At 41.4% G+C, this 14,555-nt stretch carries 16 protein-coding genes; 3 read left to right on the forward strand and 13 right to left on the reverse strand.

Annotated features, from left to right (window positions below; genetic code table 11):
• Positions 1-420: 420 nt before the first annotated feature.
• From DABAL43B_RS04180 to DABAL43B_RS04190, 3 genes are all read left to right on the forward strand, one after another.
• On the forward strand, positions 421-1,263 hold the full coding sequence (locus DABAL43B_RS04180) for a DUF5020 domain-containing protein (protein WP_227516737.1): 843 nt from the start codon (positions 421-423) through the stop codon (positions 1,261-1,263).
• Positions 1,264-1,350: 87 nt separating this feature from the next.
• Positions 1,351-1,869, forward strand: a complete 519-nt coding sequence (locus DABAL43B_RS04185; RefSeq protein ID WP_079691204.1) for a helix-turn-helix domain-containing protein — start codon at positions 1,351-1,353, stop codon at positions 1,867-1,869.
• A 104-nt stretch (positions 1,870-1,973) separates the two neighbouring features.
• Positions 1,974-2,492 carry an IS3 family transposase gene (locus tag DABAL43B_RS04190; protein WP_171996321.1) on the forward strand — a complete coding sequence of 173 codons (519 nt, stop codon included), beginning with the start codon at positions 1,974-1,976 and terminating at the stop codon, positions 2,490-2,492.
• Between the two features lie 93 nt (positions 2,493-2,585).
• On the opposite strand, the gene modB is transcribed toward DABAL43B_RS04190, so the two are convergent.
• The 13 genes from modB to narJ all read right to left on the reverse strand — a co-directional run bounded on the left by modB (position 2,586) and on the right by narJ (position 14,554).
• Positions 2,586-3,287, reverse strand: coding sequence for a molybdate ABC transporter permease subunit (gene modB, locus DABAL43B_RS04195; RefSeq protein WP_079691206.1), 702 nt, complete (start codon positions 3,285-3,287; stop codon positions 2,586-2,588).
• Positions 3,288-3,479: 192 nt separating this feature from the next.
• Positions 3,480-4,379, reverse strand: coding sequence for a molybdate ABC transporter substrate-binding protein (modA, locus tag DABAL43B_RS04200; RefSeq protein WP_079691207.1), 900 nt, complete (start codon positions 4,377-4,379; stop codon positions 3,480-3,482).
• A 175-nt stretch (positions 4,380-4,554) separates the two neighbouring features.
• Positions 4,555-5,046, reverse strand: a complete 492-nt coding sequence (locus DABAL43B_RS04205; RefSeq protein ID WP_079691208.1) for a molybdenum cofactor biosynthesis protein MoaE — start codon at positions 5,044-5,046, stop codon at positions 4,555-4,557.
• A 65-nt stretch (positions 5,047-5,111) separates the two neighbouring features.
• A complete protein-coding gene (locus DABAL43B_RS04210) occupies positions 5,112-5,390 on the reverse strand; it encodes a MoaD/ThiS family protein (protein WP_079691209.1) in 279 nt (92 codons plus the stop codon).
• Between the two features lie 60 nt (positions 5,391-5,450).
• Positions 5,451-6,002: a cyclic pyranopterin monophosphate synthase MoaC gene (moaC, locus tag DABAL43B_RS04215; protein ID WP_227516738.1), complete on the reverse strand. Its 552-nt coding sequence runs from the start codon at positions 6,000-6,002 to the stop codon at positions 5,451-5,453.
• A 26-nt stretch (positions 6,003-6,028) separates the two neighbouring features.
• Complete coding sequence (locus DABAL43B_RS04220; protein ID WP_079691210.1) at positions 6,029-6,769, reverse strand: molybdenum cofactor guanylyltransferase; 741 nt, start codon at positions 6,767-6,769, stop codon at positions 6,029-6,031.
• 3 nt (positions 6,770-6,772) lie between these two features.
• Complete coding sequence (moaB, locus tag DABAL43B_RS04225) at positions 6,773-7,303, reverse strand: molybdenum cofactor biosynthesis protein B (protein WP_045447155.1); 531 nt, start codon at positions 7,301-7,303, stop codon at positions 6,773-6,775.
• 67 nt (positions 7,304-7,370) lie between these two features.
• Positions 7,371-8,474 (reverse strand): GTP 3',8-cyclase MoaA, encoded by a 1,104-nt coding sequence (gene moaA / locus DABAL43B_RS04230; RefSeq protein WP_079691211.1) that lies wholly within the window; start codon positions 8,472-8,474, stop codon positions 7,371-7,373.
• Positions 8,475-8,739: 265 nt separating this feature from the next.
• On the reverse strand, positions 8,740-10,035 hold the full coding sequence (gene glp, locus DABAL43B_RS04235; protein WP_079691212.1) for a gephyrin-like molybdotransferase Glp: 1,296 nt from the start codon (positions 10,033-10,035) through the stop codon (positions 8,740-8,742).
• Between the two features lie 108 nt (positions 10,036-10,143).
• Complete coding sequence (locus DABAL43B_RS04240; protein WP_079691213.1) at positions 10,144-11,262, reverse strand: peptidylprolyl isomerase; 1,119 nt, start codon at positions 11,260-11,262, stop codon at positions 10,144-10,146.
• 247 nt (positions 11,263-11,509) lie between these two features.
• Positions 11,510-12,724 carry a globin domain-containing protein gene (locus DABAL43B_RS04245; RefSeq protein WP_079691214.1) on the reverse strand — a complete coding sequence of 405 codons (1,215 nt, stop codon included), beginning with the start codon at positions 12,722-12,724 and terminating at the stop codon, positions 11,510-11,512.
• Between the two features lie 235 nt (positions 12,725-12,959).
• Positions 12,960-13,685, reverse strand: coding sequence for a respiratory nitrate reductase subunit gamma (narI, locus tag DABAL43B_RS04250; RefSeq protein ID WP_079691215.1), 726 nt, complete (start codon positions 13,683-13,685; stop codon positions 12,960-12,962).
• Positions 13,686-13,696: 11 nt separating this feature from the next.
• Complete coding sequence (gene narJ, locus DABAL43B_RS04255) at positions 13,697-14,554, reverse strand: nitrate reductase molybdenum cofactor assembly chaperone (protein ID WP_079691216.1); 858 nt, start codon at positions 14,552-14,554, stop codon at positions 13,697-13,699.
• Between the last annotated feature and the right edge of the window lies 1 nt (position 14,555).

A 14,555-nucleotide genomic window follows, 5' to 3' on the forward strand; every position in this document is an offset into this window, starting at 1 on the left:
TGAATGTCAAATACAGCGATTACTCTGATATTTATTTTTATTTTACAAAATTAATATTCCTGACCATTTAGTCAGTTATTTTAATGAAATCATAAACTTAGCGCATATCAATGACTTAGCGCAGCATACGATCATTTTTTTTCAGTCAGTTTACAGTTGTCAGTGCTTATGAAACATGCTTAACTGTTTCAAAGTGTTAATAATTGCTGCAGAAAATCATCATAAACGACAGACTTTGTGGCCTTTAAGAATGCTTTTACTGATAATGTTTATCTTAATAATTCTTTGTTTTTACCGAAAGCTGACTGTAATTTCCCCCTAGTATCATAGGCGCGTTTTGATAGGAAGTTAAAACTCGTTTGACATGCCATGACAGCAAAGCCTGCTAGGATCAACCACTGTATATAAAGGAATACTACTGTGCGTTATAACTTATCTGCAAACCTACCATTGACTACCCAATCACTTAAGGTACTTAGCCGTAAATCTTTTTATATCAAACCATTAGCGACCGCAGCTATTGCTATTGTAGCTTTGGGCGGTATGACTGGCGCTCATGCTAAAACCTTATTTAAAGATACCAGTGTTACTTTACTGCACGGTGGTAATTTTGAACTGCTACCTAAAGGCATAGATAGTGAAAACTTTACTACATTGACTTTAGAGCATGCCTCTACCCATGATTGGGGCGGTGTATTCTTCTTCGTTGATCGTCATCAAGGTGGAGAGTACGACCTTAAAGATCAAGCTGGAAACGTGATTGGAAGTAAAGATTATAAAGAGACTTTTGGTAAATTTTCTCCTAAGTTTAAAGTGGCATCATTTAATGACGGACTTATCAAACAAGTCAATCTAGCTGGTGTCTATGAGTTCAGCTCAAACAGTACAGGTTTTGGTCAAGATAACTACTGGGCGGGGGTTGGGGTTGATTTAAACTTACCGATTCCTGGCATGAAATATGCGTCTGCGACCTTGTATCATTCATTTAATGACGTCAAGCCAGATGACCAAAAAATTACGTTAACCGCTGCTTGGGAACGTGATAAAGTGTTGATTGATGGTTATGTCGATTTTGCTTTCAACAGTGATACGCTTGAAAATAACATTCACTTTAACCCGCAAGTTAAGTACAACTTGCAAGAAGCGCTTGGTATTGATAATCGCTTAGAAGTCGGTGGTGAATACAGCTATTGGAAAAATAAATTTGGCGTCGATGGTGTGGACGAACATGCTGTTATGGCACTGGTAAAATACCACTTCTAAACTGCGATCGCGTTTAAAAGTATAAATAAAAAACCCTCATTCATGAACTGACCCCCATAAGTTGGACACAACTTATGGGGTATTTTTATGCGTTATACACTAGACTTCAAGATCGAAGTCATCGCATACTATCGGCAAGGACATCCCGGACTTGCCACAAGTGAGAAGTTTAAAGTAGATTCGAAACTTGTACAAAAATGGGTTAAGCAATACCAAAGCGGTGGCATAGATGCCATCAAGCCAAAGTCGAGTAAAGCTCACTATAGTCGCAAGTTTAAACATCACGTGATTACGACCATGTTAGAGCAAGGATTAAGTCAATCCGAGGTCGCTTTAACGTTCAACATCAGCTCACCTGCCTTAATTAGTCATTGGCACAAAGCGTATCGGCTTTATGGCATGTCTGGACTAATATCCAAACGTAAAGGTAGAACCGCCATGACCAAGCCATTTATTACCGACAAACCAGATGATGAAAAAACACTAGCAGAACTCAAACGTGAGAATGAATACCTACGTGCGGAGGTTGCCTACCTAAAAAAGCTAGATGCCTTGCTCAAACAAAAGGAACAAGCAGTGACAAAGCAAGGCTCATCGAAGCACTAAGGGATAGCTGTTGTTTATCTGACTTACTTAAAGCCTCATGTCTGCCTAAAAGCGTCTTTTATTACCATAGAACAAAGCTTGAGAGTGACGATAAGTACGCTGATTTGAAACAGCGAATAACTGAGCTTTACCATCCGCATAAACGCTGGCTCACTGACATTACTGAGTTTAAGGTGGGTGATAATAAGCTGTATTTATCGCCTATACTCGATTGTTATAACAATGAGATCGTCAGTTATACGCTCTCAAGGCGCCCGACCTATGACTTAGTTAGTAAGATGCTTGATGATGCTTTAGCAAAGACTAAAGCGTGTCGTGATAAGGCACTAATGCTGCACTCTGATCAAGGATGGCATTATCAAATGAGACAGTTTGGACAGGTGCTTAAACAGCATGGTATTAAGCAAAGTATGAGCAGAAAAGGCAACTGCTTAGATAACGCACTGATGGAAGGGTTCTTCGGGACACTTAAGTGTGAGACGATTTATATTGAAAAACCTCAAACGATTGAGGATTTAGAACAACAGATTCACGAGTATATTCATTATTACAACAATGAGCGTATTCAGATGAAACTGAAAGGACTGAGTCCTGTGCAGTACAGAACTCAGTCCTTGGGGTAAACTAAACCGTCCAACATTTGGGGGTCAGTTCATTCAACTTTATAGGTTAATTGAGGGTTTTTTATGCAATAGCGTTTATTTTTTATGGAAGCTTTATGAGCGCTGATTCAATCGGCTGACACTTGCAATCAATGCCACCATAACCATGCCCATGATAATGAGAATAATAGACATCATGTGCGCTGCCTCATAATTCAGCGCCTCTACTTGCTCATAGATAGCAATAGAGACGACTTTAGTCTCACCCGAAATACTACCGCCAATCATTAGCACCACACCAAACTCACCAATGGTATGCGCAAAGCTGATTAGGCTGCCAAGGATGATACCGATACGTGCTTGCGGTAGTGCCACGCGTATAAAACGTCTTAAACGGCTGGGCTCTAGCAGATGAGCGGCGTCCATGACACTGGCTGGAATGCGTAAGAATTGCGCATAGACAGGCTGAACGTAAAAAGGTAATGAGTAAATAATAGAGCCAATAACCAGTCCCTCAAAGGTAAAGGTGAAGGCGCTGATATTATAGTGAGCAAGCCACTTACCAATACCAAAATTTGGGCTTAACAGCAGTAATAAGTAAAAACCGATCACCGTTGGTGGCAACACAAGAGGCATGGCAATCACCCCCATGAGCAGTATCTTTATACGTCCAATGATATTGCCGCAACTGGGTTTGGCCAACCAATAAGCCAATGGGGTTGCAAACAATAATAAACATAAGGTGGTAATACCGGCAAGCTTGATGCTCACCCATACGGGGAGCAGCATATCTGAGATAAGAGACTGAGACATCATAGCGTCACTGTTTATTTACCTTTTATCTAATACATTACTGATAGGACGTTACTTATAATGCCATGCCATTTATGATACTTAGCATCATAATATGAAGGCGCACTGATAACAATAGCTTTAGCCTCATTGTCAGCGCGCCTTCATTTATAAATGGCAGTATAGAACTGATAAAATAACCTATCTACAGATAGGCTACTTAACCGCTAAATAACCCGCTTTAGAAAAATAAGCTTGTCCTGCAGGAGAGCGTAGATAGTCAGTGAAATCTGCTGCGGCTGCCACGTCAGTGATAACGATGCCGTCTTGTAAGATAGCAGGATAAGACTCTGGTGGTAAGATATAAAACTGCTCAGGGGTGGCTTTAATTGCCGTGACTTGTGAGTGCGCAACAAAGCCATAGTCGACACTACCGGTATGCGCATATTGAAAGGCTTGACCGATATTTTCAGCTTGTATGATGCGTTTTTGCGCCGTTAGAGAGTCATAGAGCTTTTGCTCTTGTAGATAGGTTTTTGCAGATTCACCATAAGGAGCAAGCTCTGGATTGGCAATGGTGATTTTTGTTTTATTATCGTTCTTTAGTAACTCAGTCAATGTAGTTTGGTTCAGTCCATCAACAGGTTTGGTGGCACTATAAATAGATAGCTGACCTTGGGTATAAGTAAAAGGCGTGTGGCTTGTGTCACCTTTAAATATCTCATCTACTAACTTAGCGGGGAATTCTTGATTGGCAGCTAAAAAAATATCGTAAGGCGCACCTGAGGTAATTTGAGAGTAAAGCTTACCTGATGAGGCAAAGGTGACTTCGATTTTTTGATTCGGCTGATTTCTATCAGCTTTATAACCTTCAATGATTTCAGGTAGTACATCTGATAAGTTGGCTGCAGCTGCAATGCGCATAGTTTCAGTTGGTTGAGTCGTTGCATCATTAGCAACGGCTTGCGTCTCTTCCGTACTGGTTTCTTTACTACAAGCACTTAGTGCTAACGCTAAACAAATAGATGCGCCTAGCGTTACGATAGATTTTGATAATTTTAAGTAAGACAGATTGGTGACGGGTTCACGATGACCATTTGATTGCTTCGATTGCATAATATATATCCTCTAATTTTAAAATATGAAACAATTATCAGTGAAAAAATATTGGTTTTGAAGTCTAGGTTGCTTATTTATATTAGACAGCTTAATAGCTGTTTTTTTAGCCAATAATTATATTTACTGCCATTATGAACCTTTGCATATGCTTCTTTTGCTTAGCCATTGTTGCTTAGCCATTGTTGCTTAGCCATTTAGAAGAATCATCTTGATAGTACTCTTGCTTCCAAACGGGAATATCTGCTTTAATCGTATCGAGTATCCAGCGACAGGCATCAAAGGCAGGGTAGCGATGGGCTGAGACGACGCCCACCCACACCGCTACATCACCAATCTCTAAAGCACCGATACGATGAATGGCAATCGCATGAGTGATCTCAAAACGCTTTTTGGCTTCTTCAATAATGGCGCGTCCTTGATTGAGGGCGAGGTCTTCGTAGCCGTAATAGGTTAAGCGATTGACGCTACTGGCATTATTGTGGTTGCGTACCCGTCCCTCGAAGCATACAAATGCCCCGCAACTGTCATCATCGAGGGTGTTTTTAAGCCGGCTTTCGTCAATGTTGGTATCTAATAGCGCAAAACCATCACGTTCAGCAATCAGGTAGGCTTCATCGATGCTACGTTTAATGTGCATCGACTGCCCATGTACATTGTCTGTCATTTATTTTCTCTATTTATTATTTTGAGTGAGCTTTATAATGATATAAGCAGAAAGTATGAGTAGCATTAACCGCCAGCGACGGGTGTAATAAAAACCACATTATCACCATCATAAATTTCATCTGTCCATTTGGCAAAGTAGTCGTTTACCGCCACACGCAGTTCTGATTGCGGACGGCTAAAGCGATGCTTTTGGCGCAACTGCTCATATAATTCGGTTAATGAAGTCGACTGTTGCACATTGATTTTTTCTTCATGACAATTGGCTTCATCAGCCAAGCTTGCGAAGTATAAAACAGTAATATTCATCGTGGCATCTGTATTACTTTCGATTAAAGCGCTCATAGCAGTCTCCATTATTTGTTAATTGCCAAACTTTGTGCATATCGGAACAATGATACTAATTTAGGCATGCTGATAGTCTGATTTGCCGCCCGTTTTGTTCATCAAATGAATGTTATCAATCACAATGTCATGTGAGATGGCTTTAGTCATATCATAGATGGTTAGGCACGCCACACTAACGGCGGTCAGTGCTTCCATTTCTACGCCAGTTTTATGCGTGACTTTGATGGTGGCAGTGACGGTAATGCTATTTTTATTATCATCGTATACAAAGGTTAAGCCAATTTTATCTAATGGCAGGGGATGGCAAAGTGGAATAAGATCGTGGGTGCGTTTGGCTGCCATGATACCGGCGATATGAGCAGTTTGAGTAATGCTGCCTTTTTTGGTCATGCCGTCAGCAGCCTTGATTTGCTCATAAATCGCTGCGGGGAAAACTACCTGTCCTTGCGCACAAGCTTCTCTTGTCGTCGCTGTTTTGCCACTGACATCAACCATCGTAATATCGCCGTCGCTATCTAGATGCGATAAGTTTGATTTAGCCAATGTTGCTTTAGCCAATGTTGATTCAGCTAGTGTGGCTTTATTATTTATTTGGAGATTACTACTCATAGGTAAAACCTTTTTTAAACTGTTTTTTATAGATGAGTCAAAGCTATACAGGCGCGTTTGAAATCTTCGAGAGTATTAAAATTAGTCAAATACTGCCAGTTTTTGGGAAATGACACAGGCTGGACGATAGGCTTAATAAACTTCATCACTTGCCGCTGCCCATGATCAATATAATGCTTTAAATTAGGCTCAATACTTAATCGATAAATACCTAATAATGGATATAAATGCTGCTCATCGGTCAGACAAGCAATAGGTTTTTTAGGGGCTTTTATCATATAAGGTGTTAGCTTTTGCCATAAATCGGTAGCGGGAATCAAGCTATCACAGCTGATAACCAGCAGCCAAGATGATTGCGCGCTTTGCACTGTTCTTAATTCTGTCGAATTTACCAAAGACTGCAGCGCCGCTTCAATGGCGACCAATGCGCCACCAGTTTCAATCTGCTTTTCATCATTAGCAGAAAGATAGTCAGTAATATGAAATATCGTCGCTTGTGAACGTTGTAAACCCAAATTCGTATTTATCGTAAAATCACGCCCATTATCAGCAATCATAATAGGCAGGTTATGCGTAGCTGTGGTGCTTAATTCAAGCGCCTGTCTAACATGATAATCAAGCAGGCACTCGCCTGTCGGCAGTATGAGCTCAGCTTTGGGCGAGCCCATCCGTGTAGAGGCACCGCCCGCCAAAATAACGACACCTGCTAAGTGATTTGACTTATAACAGTCACCTGCAGCGCCTGATTTATCTAAGACATCATGCATTGCTTAATCATGACCTGGATTGGTACGCATAAAATGTGGGACAAAATTACACGGACGCGTACGGCTATCGAGTTGCTCTTGCAAGATACCTTCCCAAGCGGTGCGGCAAGCACCTGATGAGCCGGGTAAGCAGAAGATACCCGTACCATTTGCCATGCCAGCCACTGCTCTGGATTGTATGGTAGACATACCGATATCGTCTTTTGAGATTAAGCGGAACATCTCACCAAAGCCATCAACTGATTTGTCAAACAATACGCCAACCGCTTCTGGCATGCTGTCTCTAATATAAAAACCAGTACCGCCAGTGGTAATAATAGCGTGCACATTTGGGTCTGCAATCCAGCCACTGATGACCGCTCTAATCTTATAAATATCATCAATAATCAACTGACGATCCGCAAGTTGATGCCCTGCTGCGGTTAATTGATCGACCAGATACTGACCCGAGGTATCTTCTGCAAGAGTACGGCTATCAGAAACCGTTAAGATGGCGATATTAAGCGGGGTAAAGGGGGCTTGCAGCTTACTCATGGATATTCCTTAATAAATATGCTTGTTATAAAAAATGAAAAATTTGATTATTAGTATATTGTTGATTCTAACCACCAATCATCGACAGATTATTCATCATGCCACTATTGGAATCATGAAGGTGATGATGCTCAGGTTTGATTGGCATAAAGCTGTGCAAAGTACTCACTAACCCTGCAACATCGTCTTGCTGTAGGTGCTCACGAATGTCGTAATTACCTTGGTCAAATAGACACAGATGTACCTTACCTTGACTGCTGACACGCAGGCGATTACAGCTGTCACAAAAATGGGCGGCATAAGGCGCAATCATACCAATACGACCTTTATAATTAGGATGGCTATACTCTATCGCTGGACCATCGTTGCTACCACGCACATGGGTTTGCCAACCGTGTTTTATCAAATAGTTGGTAATAATGTCGGACTGTGCATGCTGCGCAAAAAATAAATCGCTATTATCACTGGTCTGCATAAACTCAATAAATCGATAAGTGACAGGTCTGTCTTTTACATAATCGATGGCATTCATCAGATTTTCAAAGGCAGTTTCAGCCATTAAAATACTGTTTATTTTTAGTTTGATATCCGTGGTCGCTAGTAATTTATCCATATCAGTCAACAGCTGCGGCAACATATCAAAACCAGTCATCTTATGGAAGGTAGCAGCATCAAAGCTGTCCATACTGATATTAAGTTGGTTTAGTCCAGCAGCGTGCCAATCGGCTAAGTGCTTACCAAGTTTATAGCCATTACTGGTCATGGCAACGGTTTCGATACCCTCGGTGTTTTTAACAGTTTTAATAATGTCTACCAAATCACGACGTATGGAGGGTTCGCCACCAGTAATCCGTACTTTTTTGGTACCTACTTCGGCAAAACCGCGGATTAAAGTCGCAATTTCAGCGACACTTATCTCGTTCTGTGGTGGTTTACCTTGATAGCCATCCGGCAGGCAGTATTCACAGCGGAAATTACAGAAGTCTGTAATCGATAAACGCAGATAGGTTAGACGTCGTGCGAAACCATCTGTTAATGGTTGAGAGAGCGTACTAGGAGAATGGATAGACGACATGGCGACTTTCGACGGTGAATCACCATCAGAAATAGCGGGTGCAGCGACAGGCGAATACAGTTGAGCATTGCCTGCATTGGGGGCAAGATGGTTCATAGATGATTACCATTAATATTAAGTATATTGTGTACTTTTAGGCGTTGCCTCAGGTTGTGAGTGAAAAATTCTATTTAGATATCATTATGACAGCTTATCAGCAAATAACAATTAACCGTAAGTTACTTAAAAACTACCACCAAAGTAGTAGAAGCTAAATGGTAGTGGATAATAAGTTTCTCACGGTTAATGGTATAAATAGTTATTAACTGTTTAGCTGTAAACAACGCAGTTTTCAGTTATTAAACTATCAATGATGTAACTTTCAATGATTCAACCAAGGGAAGGGCTGAACCTGTACGTTTTCACCGGCCGATAGGTTACCAGAATCTTGAGCCAATACAATAAAACAATTGGCGTGGCTAAGCTGTTTGATACGATGCGACTGCTGTTTGGTAAAGCTTTCAACTTGAAAATTGCCAGCTTCATCTTGTGACAGAATCCCTCTTTGAAAGTCCGTACGACCTGCTGATTTTTTAATATCATTTTCAAGCGTTGCGCTTAGGGTCAATTGCATGGGTCGCTCTTGTAGATCAGCGCCTGCCATTTGCCACAATGCTGGAATCACAAATTGTAAGGTGCCGACGACCGTCGATAATGGGTTGCCGGGTAAGCCAAAATACAGTACTGGCTTGGCAAGGTTTCGAGTCAGCTCACCAAATACAAAAGGTTTACCGGGCTTCATAGCGACTTTGTAATGATTAATTTTTCCTAATTGCTCAATGACGGTTGTTAAAAAATCATAGTCGCCAACCGATACGCCAGCGGTAGAGATAAGTACATCGCACTCTTGCATTGATTGGGTGACAGCAGCGATAGTTTGGTCTAAATCATCAGCAATGATGCCATAATCATGAATATCTACGGGTAAATCAGATAATAGACTTTTGAGTGTAGGCGTATTGGAATTATAGATTTGCGCCAAGCTTTCAAGCTCATTGCCAATCGGCACGAGCTCATCGCCAGTCGCGAGCACACCGACGATCAAAGGTTTATAGACAGCAACTTTATCGACACCTAAATTCGCCAATAAACTAATATCAGCAGGATTCAGTCGTTTACCTTTGAGTAAAACAGTTTCACCAGTTTCAATTTCTTCGCCTTGCTTACGAATGTTGTCATCGCATTTAGCGGTTTGACTAAGCGTGATGGCATAAGGCTGTGATTTATCTATCGTGTCTCTTATCGCTGCAAAGTTGGTATTTTCTTGCATGATAACCGTATCACAGCTGTCAGGTACGACCGCACCGGTAAAGATACGTATCCCTTGTCCTGCCTTGATATCACCAGTGTAAGGACTGCCAGCTTGCGATTCACCAACGATATCAATCACAGTATCTGCTGCGAGTTTACTGTTTTTTGCAATCGCATAACCGTCCATCGCGGATAAGTTCTGCCTCGGTATGGCAAAGGGCGAGACAATGTCTTCAGCCAATATCTGATTACGGCTTTCTAACAAGTCGTAAGTATTGATTTGTCTATTAGGTAGCGGATAGTCATTATGGTTATAAGTTTCTACGCGCTGCTTTATTTCAGAGATGAGGCCTTCAACCGTAATCATAAACTTCTACTCATTTTATTAATGTTGGACTGTTTATAACATCAGAGATACGTTATACCATAACAGCTACTTTATATCATAACAATGTCGTCACCGACAGATGATTGATTAGCCGCGGAATATATTCTCTTGCTCAAGCATCATCTCGATACCTTCGATGTCTGCTTCATTCGCTAGCGTAAACAGATAATCGCATAATGCTTGATGAAACGCTTGCTGGCTCAGCTTATTATGAATAGCAGGGACAACTTGATCATAAGTCATCTGTATGCCAGGTTCTTTATTTAATACATCAACGACGTGGAAGCCATATCTGCTTTCGATGGGGCTTGGCGCAAGTCCTGCGTCTGACTTAAATAACGCGCTTTCAAATTCTGGTACGGTTTGTCCTTTGTTAATCACACCCAACTCACCGTCTTGTTCTTTTGAAGGACAAGCAGAGTGCTGGCGTGCCAATTGAATAAATTCTGCATCGGGATTGGCATTATTTTTAATTTGTTCAATAAATTCGTAAGCGGTCTTTTTGAGCTTTAATCGCTCGTCGCCATCTTCAGGCAGACAAGCCAACAAGATATGGCGCACGTTCATAATAGGATCGGTCATATAGTCCGTAATATTTTGCTTATAGTAACGCTCACACGTTGCCATATCAGGCATGGTCGCTTGGACATTTTTATCTATCAAGGCAGAAATAGCTTGTTCTTCATCGTTTTCCCATGCCGCTTCGCCAAGGTTTGGCTCATCCAAAACCGCCAGTCTAAGTAGTTCACGTACAACCAAAGCCTGCGTCGCTAAAAATACCGCGTCTTCTTTATTTTCTGCTGGGTGATATTGCAGTTCTTGGGCGATATTTGTTCTGTCTATCATTACACCGTTTACTGTGACCGAAGGCAATTCATCACGGCTAGAAGCGATTAGGTTCTTGTGGTTGCTATGCTCCTCTGCCATTGCTTTTTCGATGAACTCTTGATCAGAATGTGGTTTTTGTAGATCGGTCAAGGTTGGCATTAAATGAACGATATCATCACCATGGCTATGATTGTGATCATGACTATGATCGTGACTGTGGTCATGACCACAATTATGACCGCTGTGCGTGTGATTGGCATCAGTAGAGGCATGAGCGGCATGGTCAGTATGAGTGTCACTATTAACGTTGTTATTTACGCTGTTACTTACGTTGTTAGTCGTCGTGTGATCAGCTGGATTGTAGGTACTGACAGTCATGGCTTTTGCTCCACTAAAGTTTTTGATAAAAGGATTCTTGTAATAGGAATCTTAAAATAAGATTGAGGTTTTATGTTAAAAACTGAATAAAAATAATAAAAAAACAGAGCCGCCTTTAAATAAATTTACTGCTATTGCATAAATTGTTTAAAAGCGGCTCTACGGCGGTGTCTGACTTATATTCTATTATCTTTAATAAAGCATTGAGATTGTTCATCATCTTCAATACTTTATTAAGTTGATAATATTAAGCCAACTCTAGGCTCATTTTAGGACCAAATGGTTCGTAATGAACGCTATCAACACCGTGGTCTAAGCTAACTAGCGCATCGATAATACTTTCCATAAATGGCATGGAACCACAGACATAAATGTCGGCGGGCTTAGGTAAATTGGCAAGCCACGCTTCATCAAGAATTTGCCCAGACTCAAAGTAGAAGATGTGCTTTTCTACGTTTTCAGCAGCGGCTAATAGCGCATTTATTTCATTATTGAAAGCATGATGCTCTTGGTTTTGGCAAGCATAAACCCAGACGATAGGGCGCTTTGGATTGGCAGTTACTTGTGCTTCTAACATCGATAAAATCGGTGTTACCCCAACCCCAGCGCTGACAAGCACTAATGGAATATCGTTTTGTTGTACTAAATCTTGGTTGAGCTCAAAATCACCAGCCGGTGCAGACAATAGAACCGTATCGCCGACTTCTAATGAGTCATGCAGATAGTTAGACACTAGCCCATTATGCTCATTACGGTTATCGCGTCTGACCGCAAACTGGATGCCTTTATCACTATTGGCTGAGAATAAAGAATAATGACGCAGGGCAATACGGTCGCTGTCGGTTGGATCTGTTTTTACCGTGATGTATTGACCAGCGCTTAGTTTAAGTTTGCTTAGGTCGATAGGTTTGTGGCTTGCTGTGTTATTGCTTTCTAAATCAGCGTTTACTGGAACGACCGTAAAGGCAGCGATATCAGTGGCGGCTTCTACTTTTTCAGTCACTTTAAATGGGGCAAAACCTTGCCACATTTCCTGCTCGTACATACCGTGTTCGACTTGGATAAATACCGAGGCAATTTCATCATAAGCTTCAGTCCAAGCATTGATGATGTCGTCATTAGCCGCTTCACCCAGTACTTCTTTTATGGCACCAAGTAAGTGGGTGCCAACGATAGGGTAGTGCTCTGGCAAAATCTGTAAGGCACGATGCTTATGACTGATTTGTGTGACTTGCGGCAATAAAGTCGTTAAGTTTTCCAAATGTTTGGCCGCTGCTAAAACCGTCATTGCTAATGCGGTCTGTTGGCGACCTAGTTTCTGATTGGTTTCATTAAAAATATCAAGCAGTTCAGGATGCCCATTAAACATATTTTTATAAAACACAGTAGTAATCGCGGTGCCGTGCTCTTCAAGTACTGGTACCGTTGCTTTGACGATTTCTAATGTTTGTGGTGAGGCCATTGTGGTTCCTTTAGTGAATATATTCACATTGATAAGTTTAGGGATTGAAGCTCAAAAAATGAACTTGGTAACAGTAATTAGATATTTAAACTGCAATGAACGCTGCAACTGGGTGCAGGATTAAGCATTCAGCAGTAAAATAATCAAGCTGTTTCCATAAGATTCATTAAAAATGAATCTTATGGTATCGTATTCCTATTTAAACATCAATGCTGTTTCACTATTGTGGTTATTTCTATTGCGAACGTTTCTCTCTCACAATTTGATAGCGGCGACCTAAATACCACACTGGCGCGCTAATAATATGAATGAGCCGTGTGAATGGGAATATCGCAATCAACGTGATACCTAGTGCCATATGCAGCTGATAGATGAGGTCAGTTTGCTCGATACGAGCTGCTGCTTGCCAAGGTCTTAAGATGGTGATGTCCTGTGCCCATCCTGCTAAATTCATCATAGTAAAGCCATCTAGATGTTTTACTGAGGTAAAGATGGATATTAATCCGAGGTTGAGCTGAATAAATAACAGCACGAGTATCAGCTTGTCAGAAAATGATGAGGTGTTGGAGATACGGTCGTCCGTAAAGCGTCGCCACATCAGCATGACCAAACCAAACCAACAAAATACCCCTGCAATACCACCGACGACCACCGCTAAAATCTGCTTATGCCCAGCACTGATAAAGCGGTCATAGAGAAAATGCGGCGTCAACATACCGAATAAATGCCCAAGCAATACCACGATAATTCCCACGTGGAATAAGTTGCTAGCAAGACGCATATTTTTGGTTCTTAGCATTTGTGATGAACCGCTCTTCCACGAATACTGAGATAAATCAAAACGTACCCAAGTACCAATGATAGCGATGGTCAATGCTATATATGGATAAACACCAAAAAGAAAGATTTGCAGCCAACTTAGATTGGCTAAAGACTGTACGCTAGGATCTGCAATATTCATATCTTCTCTCCTTATGATTGTTTAACCGGTGGATTGGTTTTAAAGTCTACCCAGTGCACAGGAGCGTCGACGATGTTTTTAGTGGGGGTGGTTCTAACACCGGCTTTTGCCGCCAGACTTTGGGTGCTGGTCTGAGAAGAACAACGCTCTTCTTGTTGCGCATCTAAGAAAGTAACCACTTCCTCTTCCCACTCTTTGTCTAATGCTTCAAAGCTGTCATCAGGCTTTTCTTTACTGATTTTTTCTTGATACTCTTCGAGCATATCAAGAGGCTTGCCAGCTATTTGCAATAGCGCATTAAAGCAGCCTTTATACATACTGCCGCGGTGTTCAAGTCTGGCAGCAAGCAAGGCAATGATATGACTGACATCGGCAATATCCATACGAATTTGAATATCATCGTCGATAACGGTTGCTTGATACGCTAAAAACTCTAGATATAAAGGCAGATAATCAGGGAGCTCTTTGACGCTAATTGCAAAGCCAGCTTCTTCATATTGACCCATCAAATCGACCATGGCTTGACCGCGATCACGCGACTCGCCATGGACATGCTCAAACAACCAAAGTGATAAAGACCGACCGCGCTCAAAAAGACCGTCATAACGCGCTTGTGCTTCAAGAGAGCCGGTATCGATTAGATCTTCAATCAAGTCAATGATTTGCGTGCGTACTTCAGGACTAATAATGGTTGATCTAGCGACAATTTCTGTGCAATCAGCCAGAGTATCGCCTAAAAATAGCTCGTTACTTGGATAGTCGATAAGTAAGCTTAGTACTTTGAGTATTTTCAATTCTGATGCGCCAATCACTGGCGGCATAATAGCGTCGATGACTGTGCTGTCGTTATGAAGTTGAGTAGTTTGCATC

The organism is Psychrobacter sp. DAB_AL43B (assembly GCF_900168255.1).
Classification (GTDB): Bacteria; Pseudomonadota; Gammaproteobacteria; order Pseudomonadales; family Moraxellaceae; genus Psychrobacter.